General features: G+C 37.2%; 23 protein-coding genes and 1 pseudogene. 8 read left to right on the top strand and 16 right to left on the bottom strand.

What is annotated here, in order from left to right:
* The first annotated feature begins 42 nt into the window (after positions 1–42).
* The 3 genes from leuB (at position 43) to leuD (ending at position 3,264) form a co-directional block, all read left to right on the top strand.
* Positions 43–1,149, top strand: a complete 1,107-nt coding sequence (gene leuB, locus M3189_RS21160; protein WP_251637563.1) for a 3-isopropylmalate dehydrogenase — start codon at positions 43–45, stop codon at positions 1,147–1,149.
* 111 nt (positions 1,150–1,260) lie between these two features.
* A complete protein-coding gene (leuC, locus tag M3189_RS21155; RefSeq protein ID WP_251637561.1) occupies positions 1,261–2,679 on the top strand; it encodes a 3-isopropylmalate dehydratase large subunit in 1,419 nt (472 codons plus the stop codon).
* On the top strand, positions 2,680–3,264 hold the full coding sequence (gene leuD / locus M3189_RS21150) for a 3-isopropylmalate dehydratase small subunit (protein ID WP_251637559.1): 585 nt from the start codon (positions 2,680–2,682) through the stop codon (positions 3,262–3,264).
* Positions 3,265–3,297: 33 nt separating this feature from the next.
* Here leuD and M3189_RS21145 read toward each other — a convergent pair whose 3' ends face one another.
* Positions 3,298–3,624 carry a YnfA family protein gene (locus tag M3189_RS21145; RefSeq protein WP_251637556.1) on the bottom strand — a complete coding sequence of 109 codons (327 nt, stop codon included), beginning with the start codon at positions 3,622–3,624 and terminating at the stop codon, positions 3,298–3,300.
* A gap of 100 nt (positions 3,625–3,724) precedes the next feature.
* On the opposite strand from M3189_RS21145, the gene M3189_RS21140 reads away from it, so the two are divergent.
* Positions 3,725–3,970 carry a hypothetical protein gene (locus M3189_RS21140; protein WP_251637554.1) on the top strand — a complete coding sequence of 82 codons (246 nt, stop codon included), beginning with the start codon at positions 3,725–3,727 and terminating at the stop codon, positions 3,968–3,970.
* 397 nt (positions 3,971–4,367) lie between these two features.
* The gene (locus M3189_RS21135; protein ID WP_251637553.1) at positions 4,368–4,505 is read left to right on the top strand and encodes a hypothetical protein; all 138 of its coding nucleotides are present in this window, start codon (positions 4,368–4,370) and stop codon (positions 4,503–4,505) included.
* Between the two features lie 38 nt (positions 4,506–4,543).
* Here M3189_RS21135 and M3189_RS21130 read toward each other — a convergent pair whose 3' ends face one another.
* From M3189_RS21130 to M3189_RS21100, 7 genes and pseudogenes are all read right to left on the bottom strand, one after another.
* Entirely contained in the window at positions 4,544–5,104 is a 561-nt protein-coding gene (locus M3189_RS21130; protein ID WP_251637551.1) for a class I SAM-dependent methyltransferase, read from the bottom strand.
* Positions 5,105–5,115: 11 nt separating this feature from the next.
* Positions 5,116–5,502: an iron chaperone gene (locus tag M3189_RS21125; protein ID WP_251637549.1), complete on the bottom strand. Its 387-nt coding sequence runs from the start codon at positions 5,500–5,502 to the stop codon at positions 5,116–5,118.
* A 37-nt stretch (positions 5,503–5,539) separates the two neighbouring features.
* Positions 5,540–6,070, bottom strand: a complete 531-nt coding sequence (locus tag M3189_RS21120) for a GNAT family N-acetyltransferase (RefSeq protein WP_251637656.1) — start codon at positions 6,068–6,070, stop codon at positions 5,540–5,542.
* A gap of 72 nt (positions 6,071–6,142) precedes the next feature.
* Positions 6,143–6,604 (bottom strand): annotated as a pseudogene (locus tag M3189_RS21115) (histidine phosphatase family protein); the annotation flags it as partial.
* A 17-nt stretch (positions 6,605–6,621) separates the two neighbouring features.
* Positions 6,622–7,020: a GNAT family N-acetyltransferase gene (locus tag M3189_RS21110; protein ID WP_251637547.1), complete on the bottom strand. Its 399-nt coding sequence runs from the start codon at positions 7,018–7,020 to the stop codon at positions 6,622–6,624.
* Positions 7,017–7,769: a 2-phosphosulfolactate phosphatase gene (locus M3189_RS21105; RefSeq protein WP_251637546.1), complete on the bottom strand. Its 753-nt coding sequence runs from the start codon at positions 7,767–7,769 to the stop codon at positions 7,017–7,019. The genes M3189_RS21110 and M3189_RS21105 overlap by 4 nt, the downstream gene beginning before the upstream one ends.
* 307 nt (positions 7,770–8,076) lie before the next feature.
* A complete protein-coding gene (locus M3189_RS21100; RefSeq protein ID WP_251637544.1) occupies positions 8,077–8,652 on the bottom strand; it encodes a GNAT family N-acetyltransferase in 576 nt (191 codons plus the stop codon).
* A gap of 164 nt (positions 8,653–8,816) precedes the next feature.
* On the opposite strand from M3189_RS21100, the gene M3189_RS21095 reads away from it, so the two are divergent.
* Positions 8,817–9,377 (top strand): sugar O-acetyltransferase, encoded by a 561-nt coding sequence (locus tag M3189_RS21095; RefSeq protein ID WP_251637542.1) that lies wholly within the window; start codon positions 8,817–8,819, stop codon positions 9,375–9,377.
* A 35-nt stretch (positions 9,378–9,412) separates the two neighbouring features.
* Here the strand turns inward: M3189_RS21095 and M3189_RS21090 are convergent, their stop codons facing one another.
* The 5 genes from M3189_RS21090 to M3189_RS21070 all read right to left on the bottom strand — a co-directional run bounded on the left by M3189_RS21090 (position 9,413) and on the right by M3189_RS21070 (position 12,368).
* Positions 9,413–10,120, bottom strand: a complete 708-nt coding sequence (locus M3189_RS21090; protein ID WP_435368113.1) for a nucleotidyltransferase domain-containing protein — start codon at positions 10,118–10,120, stop codon at positions 9,413–9,415.
* A 17-nt stretch (positions 10,121–10,137) separates the two neighbouring features.
* Positions 10,138–10,761 carry a histidine phosphatase family protein gene (locus M3189_RS21085; RefSeq protein WP_251637537.1) on the bottom strand — a complete coding sequence of 208 codons (624 nt, stop codon included), beginning with the start codon at positions 10,759–10,761 and terminating at the stop codon, positions 10,138–10,140.
* Between the two features lie 255 nt (positions 10,762–11,016).
* Complete coding sequence (locus M3189_RS21080) at positions 11,017–11,355, bottom strand: DUF2085 domain-containing protein (protein WP_251637535.1); 339 nt, start codon at positions 11,353–11,355, stop codon at positions 11,017–11,019.
* A complete protein-coding gene (locus M3189_RS21075; RefSeq protein ID WP_251637533.1) occupies positions 11,348–11,587 on the bottom strand; it encodes a hypothetical protein in 240 nt (79 codons plus the stop codon). The genes M3189_RS21080 and M3189_RS21075 overlap by 8 nt, the downstream gene beginning before the upstream one ends.
* Positions 11,588–12,053: 466 nt before the next feature.
* Entirely contained in the window at positions 12,054–12,368 is a 315-nt protein-coding gene (locus M3189_RS21070) for a DUF3892 domain-containing protein (protein ID WP_251637531.1), read from the bottom strand.
* A 127-nt stretch (positions 12,369–12,495) separates the two neighbouring features.
* Between M3189_RS21070 and M3189_RS21065 the strand changes: the two genes are divergently transcribed.
* Positions 12,496–13,242: an RDD family protein gene (locus tag M3189_RS21065; RefSeq protein WP_251637529.1), complete on the top strand. Its 747-nt coding sequence runs from the start codon at positions 12,496–12,498 to the stop codon at positions 13,240–13,242.
* 100 nt (positions 13,243–13,342) lie between these two features.
* Entirely contained in the window at positions 13,343–14,917 is a 1,575-nt protein-coding gene (locus M3189_RS21060) for a glycoside hydrolase family 55 protein (RefSeq protein WP_251637654.1), read from the top strand.
* A 378-nt stretch (positions 14,918–15,295) separates the two neighbouring features.
* On the opposite strand, the gene M3189_RS21055 is transcribed toward M3189_RS21060, so the two are convergent.
* From M3189_RS21055 to M3189_RS21045, 3 genes are all read right to left on the bottom strand, one after another.
* On the bottom strand, positions 15,296–16,441 hold the full coding sequence (locus M3189_RS21055) for a cyclically-permuted mutarotase family protein (protein ID WP_251637527.1): 1,146 nt from the start codon (positions 16,439–16,441) through the stop codon (positions 15,296–15,298).
* Positions 16,442–16,513: 72 nt separating this feature from the next.
* A complete protein-coding gene (locus M3189_RS21050) occupies positions 16,514–17,347 on the bottom strand; it encodes a MurR/RpiR family transcriptional regulator (RefSeq protein WP_251637525.1) in 834 nt (277 codons plus the stop codon).
* Positions 17,348–17,545: 198 nt separating this feature from the next.
* Positions 17,546–19,927 (bottom strand): sialidase family protein, encoded by a 2,382-nt coding sequence (locus M3189_RS21045; protein WP_251637523.1) that lies wholly within the window; start codon positions 19,925–19,927, stop codon positions 17,546–17,548.
* Positions 19,928–20,034 lie beyond the last annotated feature (107 nt).

Here is a 20,034-nt window from a genome sequence, read left to right as displayed (position 1 = left end):
TTTCGCGAGGCGAATTTAAAAATGATGAGGAGGTTGCTTCGAATGAAAAAACGTATTGTATTACTACCTGGTGATGGGATTGGCAAGGAGGTTATTAATTCTGCAAAAGATGTATTGAATGCTATTGCGGAAGAATTTAACCACAGTTTTAACTTCGAAACCCATGAAATCGGAGGGGCAGCCATTGACCTATACGGCACTCCGCTGCCGGAAACAACAGTTGACGCTTGTAAGCAGGCCGATGCTGTACTATTAGGTGCGGTTGGCGGCCCGAAATGGGATAACAACCCCTCCCATTTACGCCCTGAAAGAGGATTACTTGGTATTCGGAAGGCACTTGATTTATATGCAAATCTAAGACCGATTAAGGGATTTAAGAATTTGCTGCATGCTTCTCCTTTAAAAGAGGAAATTGTAGCCGGCAGTGACTTGCTCATTGTCCGTGAATTAACGGGCGGCCTTTACTTTGGTACACCTAGTGAACGCCGTGATAATGGGCAATCAGTGGTGGATACCCTTCTCTATACTCGCAAGGAGATTGAAAGAATCGTAGACAAGGCTTTCCAGGCTGCTCAAGGACGGAAGGGACACCTTACATCCGTTGATAAGGCAAACGTCTTGGAATCTAGTAAGATGTGGCGTGAGGTTGTTGAAGAGAAAAAAGCACAGTATCCAGATGTTACGGTTGAACATGTATTGGTGGATGCAGCTGCAATGAAATTGATTACAAATCCTACACAGTTCGATGTCATTGTAACGGAGAACTTGTTCGGTGACATTCTTAGCGATGAAGCCTCTGTCTTAACTGGTTCTCTTGGAATGCTGGCATCAGCGTCCTTGAGTGAAGATGGAGTGGGTTTATATGAACCTGTTCATGGTTCTGCACCTGACATTGCAGGTAAAGGTATTGCCAATCCAACAGCCATGATCTTATCTACTGCATTAATGCTGCGTTACTCTTTTCAACTAAACGATGAGGCGAAGCTAATTGAAGAAGCTGTACAGTCTGTATTAGATAGTGGCTTCCATACCGCTGACCTTCATATCCCTGAAGGACGACAAGTTGGAACAGAGGAAATAACACGTCTAATTGTCGATTTTATTAAATCACAAAACGCCTCAAAATGTATCATGAGCTGTTACGTATAACTAGTCGCAGCTGGGCTCATTGGTCCAGCTGCTTCTCCATATCAAGGTCTTTTTTAAACCGGGGATGAACTCCCCCTCTTTACTAAATCTAGAAACGTGAGGAAGGACATTATGCAAAAACCAAAAAATATAATTCAAAAAGTTTGGCAGCAGCATGTTGTACATCAAGAAGCAGGAAAACCGGATTTACTTTATATTGATTTGCACCTTGTTCATGAAGTAACTTCTCCTCAAGCATTCGAAGGATTACGGATGAATGGCAGAAAAGTGCGCCGCCCAGATTTAACTTATGCGACAATGGATCACAATGTTTCTACACGTGACCGAAACGTAATCAAAGACCCTGTTTCTAAAAAACAAATAGATACATTGAAAGAAAATTGTCAGGAATTTGGCGTTGAACTCTCTGATCGTCAACATCCCGACAATGGAATTGTACATGTAATCGGTCCTGAACTTGGCTTAACACAGCCAGGAAAAACAATTGTCTGTGGTGATAGCCATACTTCAACACATGGTGCGTTTGGTGCTCTAGCGTTCGGAATTGGGACAAGTGAAGTGGAACATGTACTAGCTACACAAACACTCTGGCAGGCACCTCCAAAAACAATGAATGTGAAAGTTAATGGAAGGCTTGGAACTGGCGTTACGGCGAAGGATTTAATTTTAGCAATCATCGGGAAATTTGGGGTTCAATTTGGTACTGGTTATGTAATGGAATATACAGGTGAAGCGATTCGCTCTCTTTCCATGGAAGAGCGTATGACCGTTTGTAACATGTCCATTGAAGCTGGTGCACGAGCAGGCTTGATTTCTCCAGATGAAACAACTTTTGAATACCTAAAAGGACGCCGTCATGTTCCAAAGGGTGAAGCTTATGAGGAAGCAGTAGCAAAATGGCAGGCACTCGCCTCTGATGAAGGCGCACAATATGACGCTGTGGTTGAAATTGAGGCATCAGAAGTTGAACCACAGGTGACATGGGGAACCAACCCAGGCATGTGTATCCCAATTACAGCCTCTGTTCCTAATCCAGAAAATGAAGAAAAGGCAAATAAAAAAGATGAAATTTCTCGTGCCCTTCAATATATGGGGCTTGAAGCCGGTCAAGCAATTTCAAGTGTAGAGATTGATCATGTCTTTATCGGTTCTTGTACCAATTCACGGTTAAGTGATTTACGTAAGGCAGCTGATGTTGTACGTGGACACAAGGTTAATCCTAAAGTGAAGGCGATTGTCGTTCCAGGCTCGTTTAGTGTCAAATTGGCTGCTGAAAAAGAAGGAATTGACCAAATTTTTAAAGAAGCGGGCTTTGAATGGCGTGAAGCTGGCTGCAGTATGTGCCTAGCAATGAATGATGACATTGTTCCTCCAGGTGGACGCTGTGCCTCTACTTCTAACCGTAATTTTGAAGGCCGTCAAGGAAACGGATCACGCACCCACCTTGTCAGTCCAGAGATGGCCGCTGCCGCTGCGGTTGCAGGTCACTTCGTTGATGTTCGTAAGTTCACAGCACAGGAGGTACTATAAATGGAACCACTACGCATTCATACAGGAATCGTTTGCCCGTTAAATCGAAGCAATGTAGATACAGATCAGATTATTCCAAAGCAATTTCTAAAGAGAATTGAGCGAAGCGGTTTTGGACAATTTTTATTCTATCACTGGCGCTTTGATGATGAAGGTAACCTACGCAAGGATTTTTCAATGAATCATCCTAAATATCAGGGAGCTTCCATTTTAGTAGCTGGCGAAAACTTTGGCTGTGGCTCCTCTCGTGAACATGCACCATGGGCGATTCAGGACTTTGGTTTCAAAGTGGTTATTGCCCAAAGCTACGCTGATATTTTTAAAAATAACTGTGTAAAGAATGGGATTCTTACAATTGTGGCAAGTGAAGAACAAGTTCAAAGTATTATGCGGAAGGCTGAGAACGAGGAATACTCACTTACAGTGAATCTTGAAGACCAAATGGTTACGGATAATCAAGGGTTAAAGTTTACTTTTGATATTGCTCCCTATCCTAAAGAAATGCTGCTTAATGGCTGGGACGAAATCGGCGTAACGCTGAATTATGAAGATAAAATTTCCCAGTATGAGCTTGCACGTAAATAGAAAAAATGAGCTTGGACATCCCAAGCTCATTTTTTAGTGTCTCGGTGCCAATAACATGACTAAAACACCTACTATACATATTCCTCCGCCAATCCAGTCATACAAATCAGGAGCTTTTTTATCAATGCCCCATCCCCACAATAGCGAGAGCACAATGAAAACTCCCCCGTATGCGGCATAAACTCTACCGAATGACGGAAAGGATTGAAAGGTCGCAATTACACCGTACAAGGCTAATACAAGTCCGCCAATAAGGCCCCAATAGGACGGCTTCCCTTCTCGGAGCCATTGCCAAATCAGGTACCCTCCTCCTATTTCTGCAATCCCTGCTAGTATAAATAACATTGTTGCTTGAAACATTACAATCACATCCCTTGAATCTTTTTATCCTTTTTAAAAGAGTATAAATAATTTTATGCTTCATAGATTTTTATAACGGACAAGGTTAGGAGTGGTTTATTTGATTAAATTAATAATAATAATTTTATTAGTCCTTCTTTCCATTACTATACTCTTTTTTATCTTAACAAAAAATAAGCAGCAAATGATTCAGACTTATTCAATTTCAACTTTTATGGGATCAAGTATTGATGATGAAATTTTAGAACCAAAACCATCTATCATTGAAAAAATAAATGAGTTTTTCGATGATAATGATGCTGAGGATGATGGCATAGACGACGGTGGTGATGATGCGGGAGAATAGACACAAAGACATGTCACTATTTATATATTCGAATCAACATCTCCTTCCTCTTTTTAAAAATGGCTGTGTTATAACTGAATGTTGATTTCACGTTTGGAAAATAAACGGAGAAATTCCGCTTAAATTGTGAAATACCCAAATTTCCTTAAGAATAGGTGGAGGTTTTCCGCTTATATGATCAAAATCTATGGATTTTGTCATATTTAGAGCAGTTAAGCGGAATATCTCCGGTTATTTCTACTTCTAAAACTTCCTCTATATACATTAGCGGAAATTCTCCGCCTATTACTTCTCATACCCAAACGAAAATCAACAATGAATAATAACAGAGCCTTAAAAATAAAGAATGAACGAATGGGTTAGGTTTGATACTAAGTAATAAAAAGGAGGGATTGATATGGATGGGAAGTATAATACAGGCGATGATGCGAGTGTTGAGCTGAAGAAGGCGCTTAACAAAACTACACCAAGAAAGAATCCAAATATGAGTGAAGCAGAGTTTAAGTTGAAATACCAAGGTAAGAAACAAAACTAATAATAAAGGGCAGGTTTCCCTGCCCACACTACTTTAACTTAAGGCTTTTTTGCGTCGATTATAAGTGAAGGAAATAATAATTTTTCCCCTCTATTCCTTGGGTCAAACTTTTTTGAACGAAAAATAACTCCATCTTTGGCATGCCATTCATTGAAATGAAAATTACCTTCCTCATCACAATACTCAAGTAAAGTTACTTCATATCCTGCTGCTTCAAACATTTTAGATAGAGTTTGATAATTATGGACAATTTTATGACTTGCAGCGGGATGGTCATTTGGACCTGGACCGCCAACTTTTACTATATTTTGATATTCCTCATTTGGAAAAAATCCATCTGGAACCGCACAACGAACATACCCTAAAGGCTTTAGGTATTGATAACAAAGTTTTGCAGCCTGCATTCCTTCTTCAAATGTTAAGTGTTCCCAAACATGTTCAGCAAGGATCGTAGTTATGGAATTACGAACAAACATATTATCCCAAGTATTCTCATTGATCAAATTAAGTTCTTCTTCCTGTGTATGTACCCAGCCTGGATTATTGTTGTACTCCCCTGCTCCAATCACAACTTTAATTTCCTCTTTTCTTTTTCCCATCGATTTCTCCTCTATTTCCTCTTATTAATTTTTGCTTCTGCTTTCTTCTTATTTTCAGCAACCCGAAATTTAACAATTTCACTAATTACTTCATATGGCAGCGGCTTGTCTTTAGGAAACTGGACTGCCCCTTTTGAACTTTTAAATTCGGATAATTCATGTTTAAAAGCCTCAATTCCACTAGGAGCTGGATAAAATCCAATGTGATTTTTATTGGCCGCGAAATGCACTAGATTTCCATGTAAGTAAAAAGTCGGCATTTGATAACTTATCTTTTCTATTGCATCTGGTGCCGACGCCTTTATTACATTCCTTATCTTTTGTAGCTTTTCTTGCACTTCAATTGGAAATTGTACGATGTATTCATCAATAGAATTAAATGTTTTGTTTTCTTCCATGGTTTTTCCTTTCAAATTCAAATACATTTTTGATTTATTATATTTCTATCCAAAATCTTTTTATGATATTTCCATCTTCTTCAACAAAGTCTGTATCGGGTATACCTCCATTATTAATAATCGTTTTGAAGGAACCTGTATTATCTTCATTACACAAAACCAGAGCTTTTCTAATTCCTAACTCTTTAGTTTTTTCAAGCGCCAATGACAGTAATTTCGTCGCATATCCTTTTCGTCTCTCTGAAGGGCGGATTCCGTACCCAATATGTCCGCCACTATTTAATAGAGTTTCTGTTAAACGGTGCCTTATATTTACAACACCCAGTATTCTCTTTTCCTCATTTATTAACCAAAAGGTTGAATCTGGCACCCAGCCTTCAGGTAGATTACTTCCTTGCTCATTATCCTTTAAAAATTGGACCATTGCCTCAAAGTTTGACGGGTCTTTTTTTATAACCCAAGGTACCATATCCTCCTTGCTTTCTAACCATTCTTCATAAAATGAGTGGTATTCTTCCTCTAAATCTACACTTGGTTTAATTAAAGATAGCTGGTGGTTTGAATCCACTACCAATCTTTCATAGGTTACTTTATTGTCCTCTTTTACCAAAAGAAACACATCAGGATTACGTAGATTCCGCCAATCATCAAATCCGAATTCATTATTATAATGATTTAATAATAATGACAGTAAATTTCCATGTGTAACAATAATGGTATTTTGGGCTTCACTATTTAAAACTTCCTCTACTACGCTCACGATACGATTCACTGCTTCATAACTCGACTCCCCGCCCTCGAATTTCAAATCAAAATCGTCAAAGGTAGCTTTTAGTTTTTCAAGCCAGTCGGTAAGGTTCTCAGAACTAAGCACCCGTTCTGTTAATAATTCATTAGTTTCTATTTCCAAATTCATTCTCTTTGCAAGTGGCTCTATCGATTGCAGTGTACGCTTATATGGACTAGCAACAATACGGTCAAATGGAATTTCGGTAAACATATTCGCTAAATGAATGGCTTGTTTAAAGCCTGTTTCTGTAAGTGATGCTTCAGGTGGCTGCCCTTGTGCCTCACAATGCCTGATTAGGTAAATTTTCTTCATTAAAATCACTCCTAACTTTATTCTTCCAACGTTTTCCTGAAGCCATAAAAAGGACGATATCCTTGTCCTTCATAAAATGAACGCGATGTACTGGAGGCAAGCATTTCAATTCTTGTTTTCGGGTATAAACGGTGGACGTGCTGAAGTAAATCCTTCCCGATACCCAGCCCACGATACTTTTTATCAATTAATAGTTCACAAATGTAAAGCGTTGTTCGTGTGTCCGTTAACCCTCGAATATAGCCAACAACTCCGTCACCTTCTGCTTCTACAACAAATGATACAGTAGAATTTTCCCAAGCTTGCTTCGTGTCTTCATTCCTTTCAACTAGATTACTCCAGCCCTCTTCTCGATTTATCTCTTGAATCCTATTAAAATCAGTCTCTTGATACTGTCGGATTTTTATCTTAATCATTGGTTAAACCTCACAAAATGGTTATCTCTTAGAACAGGGACCGTTTGGTATGTATTTAATTGGCTGCAATGCAACACATCCGCCCCAAATCCTTTTTCACGCAATTCCCGGCCGCTTCCACAATCCCAAATCAATTCATCTAACCTTGATTCTGCATGATAAAATGCCCCCATACAAACTTCTGCTTCTGGTGACTTTTTCCCTTCTAAATACGATAGAATTGCACCAGCACCTAAATAATCCTCAATAGCTGGACGAAGTGTATCTTCCTCTTCTTTTCCATCACTCCACAGTTCGCCGCAGGGGATTACCGTAATACTTGCATTCTTTTGTAATCTTAATTGGTTGGCAACAGCTGCTACGGATGAAGCATTTAGCAAAGAACCGATTAACAGTGCAGGCACTTTAGAAGTGATCCATGTACAAAAGGCGCCATTTAGTGAGGTTAGTACATACTTTTTATTTGTATGTTCCTCATTAAAGGATACGGGTGATAATGTTGGTTTCCCTGCTTTGGCTGCTTCTGCTCTTCCTAAAATGTATTCCGCATTGATTCTTTGTGCGTAATCTTTCCCATCTAAGCTAGGAGGATATGGAAAAATCACTGCATCATAATTTAAAGCTGTAACAACTGTTGATGAAAAGCTGAGGACATCGACAATAATGACAATATCACCACGATTGGCTGCCTCTCTTGCTCCACGTCTGCCCCATTCCACACGACAAGTGTAAGGAGATTGATCAAACATCCTATTACCACCTTTTATATGAATATAAAAAGCCCTATCTTTAGAGAAGTAAGGCTTCAACTAATCTACTCTATTAAAGCTTTTTCTTGATTAATTACTTCCTGAATGATTTTGTTTCCATAGGCACCGCGATGGAATGCGTTGGTGTCAGACCAGTAAAGCTCTCTAAATGAAACCCGGAATTATAAGTCTTTTCATCCACTTTCCTCCCCTATGTATTCTCAACTGTATATATTCATCATTTAAACCTGTTAATCCTTTCAAAAAAAAGAAAATGCCTTACCCCCATAGGAGTAAAGCACGATTTTTAAATATCATCTAAAATGTTTTGATTTTGATTTTCTTCGTTAAAGGTCAATACCTCTTCAGCAGGTTGATAGGATTCACCATAAAAATGTTGATCCTTATAGGTATGGATCTTATTATATGTTTTTCTCATGCCTTCAAATATCAACTCTTCAGACTCCTTATTTGGCGCCCAATAGAGGATTTCCATTTTATTTACCTCATTTGTAGCTAGCGAACGCCTTTCATACCCGATTGAATTGGCATGTTCAAAGCCTTCACGTTTATAAAAATGCAGCCTTTTTCCGGAATCACTGTCTTTATAGTTAACAGGTTCCACTTCTAGAATGATTGGCTTTCCTTTTTGTTTCATTTTTTCGATAAGCTTATGACCAAGTCCCTGCCCACGCGCATCTTTTGAAACAAATAGATAATCAATAAAAACAAAATCATCTAATTCTGCATACATCAAAACATGATTAGGACCTTCATCTTTATGATAAATATCAGAACGCTCTCGTAATAAAGTTTCCATATGCTCTCTAGACTTCATTTCCTCTACAGGAAAATATTGATTTAGTTTCTCATACCAATGCATTACACTGCTCCTCTTGTAAATGTCTTATTGAGGAAAGTATGTGTAATTTTACGCTTACTCATTCTTCGTCTCATTGTCTAGCTGTTCGGGAACAAAGGGTCATTCTTGTTCATGCTGATTACACTATGATACAATCGTTTTTATTACCTTCAAAAGGAGATACAATGAAAACTGAAAAAGTAAAAATGTTGAGCGCTGAACTTTATAATCCAGCGGACCCAGAATTGTTGAAAGACCGTATAAACGCCCGAAGGCTCACCAGATTATACAATCAAACAATCGAAACCGATGAGGAGAAACGGACTGCTCTTTTAAAAGAAATATTCGGCTCTACTAAAAAGAATATATACATAGAACCTACCTTTCGCTGCGATTATGGCTACAACATCCACGTTGGAGAAAATTTCTACGCAAACTTTAATTGTGTCTTTTTGGATGTATGTGAAATTCGAATCGGTGATAACTGCTTTATTGCCCCTGGCGTCCACATCTATACTGCGACACATCCCCTTAATCCCAATGAAAGAATTTCGGGCATAGAGTTTGGAAAACCAGTGACCATTGGTAACAATGTATGGATTGGAGGAAGTGCCGTTATTAATCCTGGTGTCAACATCGCAAATAATGTCGTAATTGCCTCAGGAGCAGTCGTAACAAAGGATGTACCTGATAATGTTGTAGTAGGTGGAAATCCTGCAAAAATCATCAAACAAATTGAGGTTTAAAGAAATAGTCTAAAGCTTGGTTACAGGCTCTTAGACTATTTTCCTAATGAAAAACCTTGGAATAGTCGTCCGCCAAATGGCTGTAGGATTTCATCAACCAATTCGATAACCTTATTTTTATCAGCAGTTTTATAAAAAATAGCAAACGCCTCGACAAAATGTCCTGCAAACTTCTCGTCAAAGTTCCTTAGCGAACGCACTATCCATTTAGAAGTACCAATCCATTGTCGATTCGTTCTTAAGACAAATTCGCTAGCCAATTCAGCAAGTGTATTGGCGATAAAGATTTCCTCTGCTCTATTGGTGCAGCCAATAAAATCATCAAGTGCATCTGTAATAAAATAGCGCTTTACTTTTATGGTAGCAGCAGACCATTCTTCTGGACCCTTATCTAATAACTCATTTGCCTCATGTTTTATGAGGTCGAGGATACCGCAATCTTTTATGACAATTCCCTCTGAAACCATTTTAGGCAAGGAAGGTCTTGCTCGTTCACAATCACTTTTAAAAAAGTCCTTATAAGATGTTAAATTATGTACAAAAACCTCTATATTCCAACCATATTCAACGACTGACTCTCTATATGCAGATTTAAGATTACTATCAAATATCACAATATCAAGATCTGATGTTTCTGTGGCCTCACCTCGAACGACACTCCCTGCTAATAAGGCTCCATGACAGTTTGGATAATGGTTCAAGGTAAACAGTTCAGCAGCTTTGCCTGGTTCTATTCTATTAATCTTCCCCACCCCTTTTCCTATATAAAATTCACAGATTCCAAATGAGTTGTATCTCCTTCTAACACAAGTGTAAAACCATTTTCATCCATTTCTACAATGGTAAGACTCGTGTCATGGATATATGGGGGATCCCATAGAGTTTCAATGGGCAAATTCTTAAAAAATGAATACAAGCATTTGATTACAACCGAATGAGTAACAATTAATATATTCCCAGATTTATATTCTCTTTTTATTCGATTTAAAACCTTACTGGCTCTAGCCCGTGTTTCTACAAATGTTTCTCCTTCAACAGATGTATATTGATGAGGAGCATTCCAGAATGCCTCAAATTGAGTTTGATACAATTCTTTAATCAACGAATGAGTTTTTCCTTCCCATTGACCGAGTTTAATTTCCCTTAAATTTTCATCGTAAATGACGGGAATATCTCTTTCTCCCCGTATCAAGCTGGCAGTGGCTTTCGTCCTACCGCTAGGACTTGCGAAAATAGCGGTTAACTCTGTTTCTTTCAATCTTTCACCTAGAGATACCGCATTTTTTATACCGTTTTCTGTTAGATTTGAATCCAGCCAGCCTTGCATTCTTTTTTCTTGGTTCCACTCGGTTTCGCCATGCCTTGTTATGTATAGTGTTATCATAAGTTTCTCCCTTAATGAATAAATTCACTTCCGTTAGTCAAATCTACTTTAACAAAAAAAAGGCCTCGCATTCGACCTTTTATAAAATATTTTGAAGTGTTTCTAAAATATACAAGATAAATTGATACACCATTGAGATTAGCTGTGATAAAAACTCAAAAAAAGCGTCCAGCAATCCACATCACCCTTTCATCACGTCCTATCGTATACTATGCTTTTTGGGACGAGTATGAACCGGATAATAGCGTACTTTTGTTACAATACAAGAGAAATAATACTTTGGCTGATACTAACGATGATGACACTCTGACCTAAACCACTTACGATTCCTGTTGTTACCCTTAATGGATTATTACTCATTCGAATTTTCCTTTTTTGGGTCCAACCATCCAAAACCATCGGAAGATTTAAGGCGATTCCCAGCCAGAGTGGAAAGTTTAATTCAAATAAAAATAATAAAGGAAAAAATAAATACCCCAATAAGATCCCTGTGCATCTCGCACATAATGGCAGCGTATGACCTTTAATGGTTAAACTTCTAGACTTCATCCGGTGACAAGGTACAATATCCGTTAACATCTTTAGTTTAATCACAATTTGGTCCTCCATCACAATCTGGTCCGCAATCAAAATCTGGGCAGTCTGGCGTACAATCTAGCTTCTTCTTTTTTCGATACTTTTTCTTTCCATAATAAAATAGTACAAACAGCAGCAACAAAATACCTGCTGTCAAAGCAATTATGCCAAACACCATTTCACCGTTTAGTAAAAACACAACACCTACCACAAAAGAAATAATCATTCCAGTTAGAAGTAAAAAAAACATAATCTTCCCCTTTTTCTCTAGTTAGTTCTCTTATTCTTGAACATTAATATTCCTACAATAAAGGATAGAATAGGTGAAATAATAAGAAATTTAAATACGCCTGGAGTTGCTAAACAATATAAACTGAGCGGTAGTGCCCAGAGGGAACAAAGTATAAGCAGTTTTGGTTTGATGAAAATGCTTGCGTAGATAGCCAATGAAACAGGAATTAAGTACATAACAGTAAACGAAGTGAAGACATCTGCTTCTACGCTTGAATGAGTATAAGGGTTATATAATAAAATAAAACTACAAAATATAAGACTTCCAATCCCGCTATAAGCCCCTATTAATCTCAAAGTCTTCACTCTCTTTCCCCCCTAAAAATCACTTTTTTAACTCATTATATTCCATAAAAGTGGTAAAAATCCTTTTTCTAATGAAAGGAAAAAGGGAGCGGCCTCTTTGTGCCACTCCACTAACGAAACTAAAACTCAGGCAGTCTGTCAAGATTGTTTTCTTTTATCCCATCCGGTTCACTGCGAATAATATCTCTTCCGTATTTATGAAAAACATCAACACGGGCAATTTGTCCTGATTTCGCTTCCGTTAAAGCTGTAATGTAATCCAGTTCTCTTCCTGAGCTTGTTTTAAACGCAATAATATCTCCATCATCATTTTTTCTAACGGCTACAAATTCCTCCTTTCCTTCAGGATTGCTGTTAGCTGCCTCTACCTGGGCCTGCTGCTCACTTTGATGCTTGTACTCTTCATAAATTTCCTCATAATTCTTACCTTCCATAACATCCACCTCCGAACGTATGTTAGTATTTTTAAGCTATTGGTGAAAAAATATACAAAATACACAAAACTGACAAAAAAGGTCATAAACCGCACGTGGTATAATTTACCTAATTGGGGGCGATCAAATGGAATCAAATAAGGAAAATATTTGGTTTTTTATTAAGGATTCGCAACAGCAAGGTCCTGTATGCCTATTTGAATTACAGAAGTTATTAGAACAGAAAGTACTCTCAGGTGACACCTTTGTTTGGAACAAATCAATGAACAGCTGGCAAACGGCAAAAAGTCTTGATGTTTTTACAGACAGTATTTTTGAATCCACTAGAATTCACTTACTCCCAGATAAGTTTAAAACAAAAGAAGAATACGAAGAAGCAACCTATCCTCATGGAAGACCCTATGTACGATACCTTGCTAGGTTTTTGGACCTTTGCTTATTTTCAATACTTTTCATTCTATTTGTATCTATTTTATTTCCAGCATTCGTTGCGGAATTCTCAAATTTATATATATTTATCATAAGTTTGAATCTCTGGATTATTGTTGAGCCTGCCATCATTGCAATTTTCGGCAATACTTTTGGAAGGGCTTTCTTAAATACTAAGATTAAAAGCCTAAATGGTGAAAAACTCAATTTCAAAACCGCCTTCAAACGAAGCATTTTTGTTAGTGCTGCCGGTATGGGATTTGGAATCCCTATAGTAAATTTTATTTGCTTCTTTTTTTCCTACCGGGACCTAAAGGGTCATGGAATGTCTACGTGGGATCAAAAAATTGGAACCGTTATCTTATATGGAAAGGTTAGTATATCGAGGCTTTTTATTGCAGGAAGCTTTCCTATAGGGATGTTAGCAGCAGGATTCTATCTTTAGAGATATAGAATAATGGGCTGTTTCCACTTTACTAGAGCTTTTCCACCTAAAAAGGCAATAATAGTTTTATACTGTTTTTATCTTGGAGTGAAGAAAAGTGATGAATTTCAATAAATTCCATGAACCACGAGACAATGGGGGACTGCTTTCGGAGATTTCCGGTAAACATCTTGATATAGAAAAAGCCATATCAGAGACAGAACAGCTTTTCCAGCAATGCCAGGTGAATGAGCCTGCGGCACAATTCAACATGACACCCATCTCCGTTCCTTTTTCGAAAAAAATCATAGAGAGACTGTTTCGATTATTTGCCAAGCCCTATAGCCTTTTGGAACCTACACAGATTTACGTTGATTCTAAAGGGGATGTGTATCCTGAATGGAAGCTGGAGCTAGATAAAGAGTATGAAGTTTTAATGAGTAGATTGACTAGGGAAGTAAATATTGAGGATTATGGCGGGGTTGGGGATGGAAGAACAGATAATACAGCCGCTTTTAAAAGAGCGATTGGAAAGGGATTCGTTAAAGTAAACATTCCTGAGGGCATCTTTATTACAAAAGGAATAGTTTTGCCATCTTGGACCTATCTCATTGGGGCTGGTAAAAGTAAGACCACGATCAAATTACATCATACGGCTCCAAAGGGAACTGTATTAATTACCAATGCCAACCATTGGAGAGGAAATCATCATATATTTGTTAAGGGAATGACGCTTGATTGGAATGTCGAAAGGCTTGGGGATGCTAAAAAGACGAGTACCTGGGGCAATCATTCTAGTTGTTTAACGTATGCGAATGTCGAGTATGGCTGGGTGAAGGATGTTGAAGGTGTGAATCCAGGACTCCACTGCTTTGATATTTCCTCAACTTTATACAATTATGCTGGAGATGGATTTCGTGCTTGTGGCGGGAGTAGATATGTTTGGCTGGATGGTTTAACTGGTTATGGTTTTGGAGATGACGGGATTACGACTCACCATAGCGACTATATTTTCATCTCTCATTCCCATATGTGTGACCCGAGCGGTCGTGCCCATCAGGAAGGTTTTTCAAATTCAAATGGGATTGAAGTGGATGATGGTTCAAGAAATGTTCTCTTGGTTAATAACTCAACAACGAGGTGCTTCGGAGGCATTGAAAGTAAGGCACATCAAAATTCCTCTGCTGCCTCGAATGTAAAAATTATCGGTCATATTTCTGTAAATGATAATCGATCCTATAACTTCCGCCATATCGGTCACCACATAAGCACAGATACCGAATCAAAATCGGCATACAATATTACTGCTATAAATCTTGCAGCCATTAATCCTGTTTTTACTGAACTTTATAAAGATTCGACGCCACGTGGATTGGTTGTCTCTGCATATAAAAATGTCGTAATCAATCATTTTACATTGATTGGTGACCCGGATTACGACTATAAAGGGAACCCAGTTATCGCTGTACAGTATCGAGCTAGGAATGTGGTATTAAATAATATTTCTCTTAAGGGTTTCAAAAGTGCTAGTGCCGATATAAAGGTTTATGGAAGAGAAAATCGGGCTGATTCTGTCTCTATAAATAATGTTGAGGTTTGTGAATCTGCCCCAAAGGCTATTGATATAGGTATAGATGTAGAAGACATTCACGTACAACAAGTAAACGAACTAGAAAATGCGTCATATCATCTATGACGCTTTCCTTCTTTTTCAACAACAATCTCGTCGACCAGCTTTTCAGCTACTTTTCGATATAAATTGCTCAATTGTACGAGTGAAGAGAGCATAAGTACCTGTTATAGATAAGCAGAGGTTCGATACTACATTTTTGATACTTCATCATTTACATCTTTAACCCGCTCATTGATATCCTCATTAAAATCAGCAACATTTTTTTGAGAGCGCTAAATAACTACTATAAAAAGAATCAAGTTTGATGTATGCAAACAGCCAAATCATTCGATTTGGCTGCTTCTTCAATATCTTTGCTGCCCTTACATCAAATCTTCTAATTGTCTGGTTGTTCGTGTCGGCTATTCTAGTTAATTAACTATCAATATATCTAGAAATAATTTAATTGTTGAGTATTGTTCCTGAATAAATTGCATTTGTTCTTACTCCAGGTTTTATTTCTCCATTTATAGAAAAAATATTTTTATCCATTAATACTAAGCCTTCGCCACAAGGTGCATCAAATGGAACCTTTCCTATCGATCTCCAAGTATCATTTTTTGCATTATATATTAAAATATGTTTATTCCAATTAAACTCATGAGGATCAGCATTAAAATATTTAGTTCTAAAAGCTGCTAATTCTTCTCCTGTTAATGTACCTAAATTTTTAACTGCATTATCATAAATTTCTTTATTGAAGCCTCCAATTACCAGCATTTCATCATTATTTAATTTTACTGAATTTGCTCCTAGTAAAGAAATTTCTTTTTCATCCACTTTTACTGATGAAACTTTTGACCATGTATTTTTTTCTATATCATATTTATACCCATCAGTATAAGCAGTTGAGCCTCCACCACTAAATACATATATGCTTCCATTTAATAGTTGAGCTACACTTTGATTTCTAGCACTTTCTCCTGGTATTGATGCTAATTCTCTAGTTGCAGAAGTTGTTAAATCATATTCATATAATTTATTACTATTTTGTCCATTTTGCTTACCAAGTCCAATATACAATTTTCCATCTTTCTCAACTGCGATACCATCACTTATCGTAAATGGCAGATCTCCTATTTTTTCTACGCTCAATTTTTTATTTTTATCAATGGTTAGGAACAGAATATCGTCTGCATATTCTTTATCTGGACTTCCTCCAATATAGTAAATCCCTTTATCTGTAGTGATGGAAGATCCATATCCTATCTTATGATCAAGATTAGTATGTTCTACCATAGTTAATTTATTTTTACCCTTTTTAAATACATATATATCAGAGTAATGTTCCTTTGTCCCCCCATTTAATACGGTTTCATAAGGAAAATTCGCTCCTCCTCCTACGATTAAATAATTTTTATAAGAACCTGATAACACTCCAGCTGTTCCTATATTCTTTTCATATCCCTTTTGTGCCTCCAACTCTCCTGCATGTTCCCATGCTATTCTTTCGACTGATTTTACATTTTCGGAAGCGCTTGCTTTGACCCCGATAAATGCTCCTATAGAGAGCATTAATGCAATTGCTGCTATCAAATATTTTTTCAAGACAATTCCTCCCCGTATTGTTGAAATCTAATTATCTGAAACTATTTATTTTCTCTGACCCTACAAAAAATCCTAGTAAAGCTTACTTGATAAATTTTTAGATGTTTTCATGTTAATTGATTTTGCGTTTTCAAAATTTTGCATAGCAAGTCCGGTACATAGGAGGTCAATAAGATACAATTGAGAGATTTTAGATACTAATGATCCACTATCTAATGGACTATCCTTAGCGGACGACAATAATACTAAATCAGCAAACCTTGTTAATGGAGATTTAACATAACTAGTTAAGGCAATCACTTTAGCTTTATTTTCCTTCGCAATTTCTACAGCATCAACAATATCTTTTGTACTGCCTGTATGACTAATAGCAATGACAATCGAGTTCTCCTTCATACACGATGCTCTCATGATTTGAAAATGTGAGTCAGTGACAACACTAGCATGTTTTCCAATTCTCATTAAGCGATTTTGCATATCTAACCCAGCTATTCCTGAAGATCCAATCCCAAATATCACTACATCATCCGATTGATTGATCATGTCTATTCCAGCTTGCAAATCTTTTAAGCTGATAATTTCAGATGACTCATTTATTGCTTGTACCATATTATTTCTTACTTTTTTAATGATGGTTTCATGGCTATCTTTTTGTGCTGTCAACAAGTTTTCTTGTGCTAACAAAAACTTAAAATCCTGAAACCCTTTAAATCCAAGTTTTCTAAAAAAACGTAAAACTGTTGCTTCCGCTGCACCGCTAGCCTCTGATAACTCTGTTAAAGAATGATAGAGCACCTGTTGAGTATGATCTCTAATGTATTCATAAATTTTATTTTCTGATTTCGTAAATGTATGCTTATTTTGCTCCATTACAATGGACGGTTTTACACCTTTCATTGTATTCATAGGGTTCATGGTCATCTCATCCACCTCCAAAATTTGAAAACAGCATTCCAATTTTATAATACAAGAAGCTGATGTTTAAATTATAGAGTGGACATAATGTAATGCCCAGAGTTTTATAGAAATAATTTTAGTATTAGAAGAAACTGTTACGAATAGATCAATATTGTATGACTTTTCGTAACAGCTCTGGTACTTAATTTATTCCGCTCTTATGATCATCTTTTCTGTGTATTCGGCCGCTTCATCAGTTGCCTCAAATAATTCACCATAAACATTATAAATAGAAAGATTATTGTCCAATTTAAACTCCGCGGTATATGCTCTTGGTTTAATATTTGGAATAACTCCTTCAAATATGAAACGGAAATTATCTGTATTTTTGACTAAGTCCAACTGTATTTCCTTGCCTCCTATTAAGCCGTTAATGCGTTTATTCCCAATTAGCATTACAAAGTCATCAAATACAACCTCTATTTGAATTTTATCGCCCGGACGGTACGGTATTGGATTTTTAGATAAACTATTAAATGAGGTTATTACTGGTTTTGGTGCTGGTTTGTACCTCTGCCATTCTGATTTTAAGAAATCCATATTAAATTTGATATAATCCATTGCAGTATTAGCCGTTCCTTCATAAAATAAGCCAATATCACCGTTTGATAGGTTGGTGAGACTAGAATATCCATATTGACCTTCTTTAACAAGCTGGCTATATTTCCAGTTAAAAGAATACTTTGTCCGGCCATTTTCATATGTTCCATCTTCCTCAATTAACCCGACCTTAACAGTTCCATTTACTCTACTAACACGATCGCTTGCACTAGAGAAGATGACAGCTTCCTTGCCATCAACCTGTCCTTCATAACGAATAGCCGACATTTGACTGTATGGTGCCGTTAAAGCCTTCTCAGTCACTACATCAGATTCCCATGTTTCTCCACCATCAAAGCTTGTAGCAATTTGTGCATAGCCTGAGTAATTTCGCATGAATAATTTTAGCTGGCCGTCCGGCATTTCGACAACTTGTGATTCTGTAATTTCATGAGCACTATTAGTAAAATATCTTTCATTAATGATCTCTTCTCCTACTACCCTGCCTTCGTTTGGTGATTCCCCGCGGTGCCATGTTTTTCCATGATCATCACTATAAATAATGGCACTCGCCTGTTTATTATATTCATTTAGAAAATAAACAGGAAATACTAGTCTTCCTTCATATGGTCCCTCGGTCAACTGTATGCCGTTTCCTGGACCTGTACCTAAAAAGATCATCCATTCCTCTTTTACTTCATCATTTAAATCAATAGGTCCTGTCCATGTTTTTCCTTCATCATCACTATAATACAGCTCAAGATAAGATGTCTTAAAAGGTTTTAGTGGTGAAGTTTGGCTGAAATAGTTATCTATTTTTTCACCTTTTAAATATAAATTTCTATCTTCATCAACCGAATATTCAGTACGTGTTCCACTTTCGTCATACACGATTCCATTTTCTCTAATTGTGTATTCCTTGTTATTTTCATCTTTTAAATACATGTATACCTTTCCATCTACAGTTTTAAAACCAGTTCCTTTATACGCATTTGTACCAAAGCCCCCCATAAGTCCAGCTCCATGAGGAAACCCGTCAACAAGCGTAAAAATTCTTTCATTGGATTTATCCTGTAACAATGTCAAGTCAATATTAGATGCTTGATCCGGGTAATCATTGATGACAATTCCGTCTTCTTCCCATGTTTGCCCTTGATCAAAGCTTCGTCGGATTACAGCATCGATATTGTTTGGAGAATCCCCTCCGTGAACAACACGGCGGTCAATCCCCGCAATCAGTGTTCCTTTTTCAGTATAGAGCAACGCAGGAATTCGGTAATTATTTGAATCCATGAAGCCTGGATAAAAAATGCTTAGAGGTTTTGTTACTGTATCAGGTAACGGGTTTTCTAATGATTTAGCTTTGGTTTCCCCAGTAATTGTTGTTAGTACCTCATTAGAAAGCGGCTCATTAAATACCTTCACAAAATCAATATTACCGTTGAATGGATATTGATTGCCTGATGACCGTTCCGTCCGTCCTAATTGTGAGCTGTTTGGAGCATAAATGTTACTTAAAAATTTCCTCGGAGTCTGTGTATCTGCCTTAATTAATTCACCATCTAAAAAATACTTATACCCTTCTTCCTTGTCTACAACCATCGCAAGGGTATGAACTTGATTTTCTTTTAATTTCACCTGGGCATTAACATGGACATTCGTCTTCGTTTCTCCAGGTTTCTCAAAGCGATTTTCACTTCCTATAGCTGAAGGCGTAATGTATAGATGAAAATGGCCGGCACTGACTTGATTATTACTTAAAGAAAAAAGGGACATAATGGACGAACCTGTATACTGAAATCTTACAATAATCGTTCCTTCATCCATTCCTTTCAGCTGATCAACTTGATTATTTAAGTTCGTGAAGTATCCGTCTTTAATCCTTTGGTTTTCTACGTGTAAAATCGGGTCTGGTGTATTAGCAGATGACATAGCAGAAACATATTTGTCCTGTCCAAAAACGAAAATCGTTATTAGAAATGAAACCATGAAAATTGAAAATTTCCTCGCCAAAACTATCTCTCCCTCAATTAAATAATGATGTGATTACCTTACTTCTCTTACAAACAAGATGGAGCTAATGGTTTCCTGATAGC

Origin of the sequence: Neobacillus niacini, from assembly GCF_023715415.1 — a bacterium.
Taxonomy (GTDB): domain Bacteria; phylum Bacillota; class Bacilli; order Bacillales; family Cytobacillaceae; genus Neobacillus; species Neobacillus niacini_C.
Note: the sequence above shows the minus strand (reverse complement) of the source record. Positions and strands in the feature narration are given on the sequence as shown.

Excerpts from the sequence above, each read along its gene's own strand:
- leuB (WP_251637563.1), top strand. The coding sequence starts at position 43 with ATGAAAAAACGTATTGTATTACTACCTGGTGATGGGATTGGCAAGGAG.
- leuC (WP_251637561.1), top strand. The coding sequence starts at position 1,261 with ATGCAAAAACCAAAAAATATAATTCAAAAAGTTTGGCAGCAGCATGTT.
- leuD (WP_251637559.1), top strand. The coding sequence starts at position 2,680 with ATGGAACCACTACGCATTCATACAGGAATCGTTTGCCCGTTAAATCGA.
- M3189_RS21145 (WP_251637556.1), bottom strand. The coding sequence starts at position 3,624 with ATGTTTCAAGCAACAATGTTATTTATACTAGCAGGGATTGCAGAAATA.
- M3189_RS21135 (WP_251637553.1), top strand. The coding sequence starts at position 4,368 with ATGGATGGGAAGTATAATACAGGCGATGATGCGAGTGTTGAGCTGAAG.
- M3189_RS21130 (WP_251637551.1), bottom strand. The coding sequence starts at position 5,104 with ATGGGAAAAAGAAAAGAGGAAATTAAAGTTGTGATTGGAGCAGGGGAG.
- M3189_RS21125 (WP_251637549.1), bottom strand. The coding sequence starts at position 5,502 with ATGGAAGAAAACAAAACATTTAATTCTATTGATGAATACATCGTACAA.
- M3189_RS21110 (WP_251637547.1), bottom strand. The coding sequence starts at position 7,020 with ATGATTAAGATAAAAATCCGACAGTATCAAGAGACTGATTTTAATAGG.
- M3189_RS21105 (WP_251637546.1), bottom strand. The coding sequence starts at position 7,769 with ATGTTTGATCAATCTCCTTACACTTGTCGTGTGGAATGGGGCAGACGT.
- M3189_RS21100 (WP_251637544.1), bottom strand. The coding sequence starts at position 8,652 with ATGCATTGGTATGAGAAACTAAATCAATATTTTCCTGTAGAGGAAATG.
- M3189_RS21095 (WP_251637542.1), top strand. The coding sequence starts at position 8,817 with ATGAAAACTGAAAAAGTAAAAATGTTGAGCGCTGAACTTTATAATCCA.
- M3189_RS21085 (WP_251637537.1), bottom strand. The coding sequence starts at position 10,761 with ATGATAACACTATACATAACAAGGCATGGCGAAACCGAGTGGAACCAA.
- M3189_RS21075 (WP_251637533.1), bottom strand. The coding sequence starts at position 11,587 with ATGTTTTTTTTACTTCTAACTGGAATGATTATTTCTTTTGTGGTAGGT.
- M3189_RS21070 (WP_251637531.1), bottom strand. The coding sequence starts at position 12,368 with ATGGAAGGTAAGAATTATGAGGAAATTTATGAAGAGTACAAGCATCAA.
- M3189_RS21065 (WP_251637529.1), top strand. The coding sequence starts at position 12,496 with ATGGAATCAAATAAGGAAAATATTTGGTTTTTTATTAAGGATTCGCAA.
- M3189_RS21060 (WP_251637654.1), top strand. The coding sequence starts at position 13,343 with ATGAATTTCAATAAATTCCATGAACCACGAGACAATGGGGGACTGCTT.
- M3189_RS21050 (WP_251637525.1), bottom strand. The coding sequence starts at position 17,347 with ATGAATACAATGAAAGGTGTAAAACCGTCCATTGTAATGGAGCAAAAT.
- M3189_RS21045 (WP_251637523.1), bottom strand. The coding sequence starts at position 19,927 with ATGGTTTCATTTCTAATAACGATTTTCGTTTTTGGACAGGACAAATAT.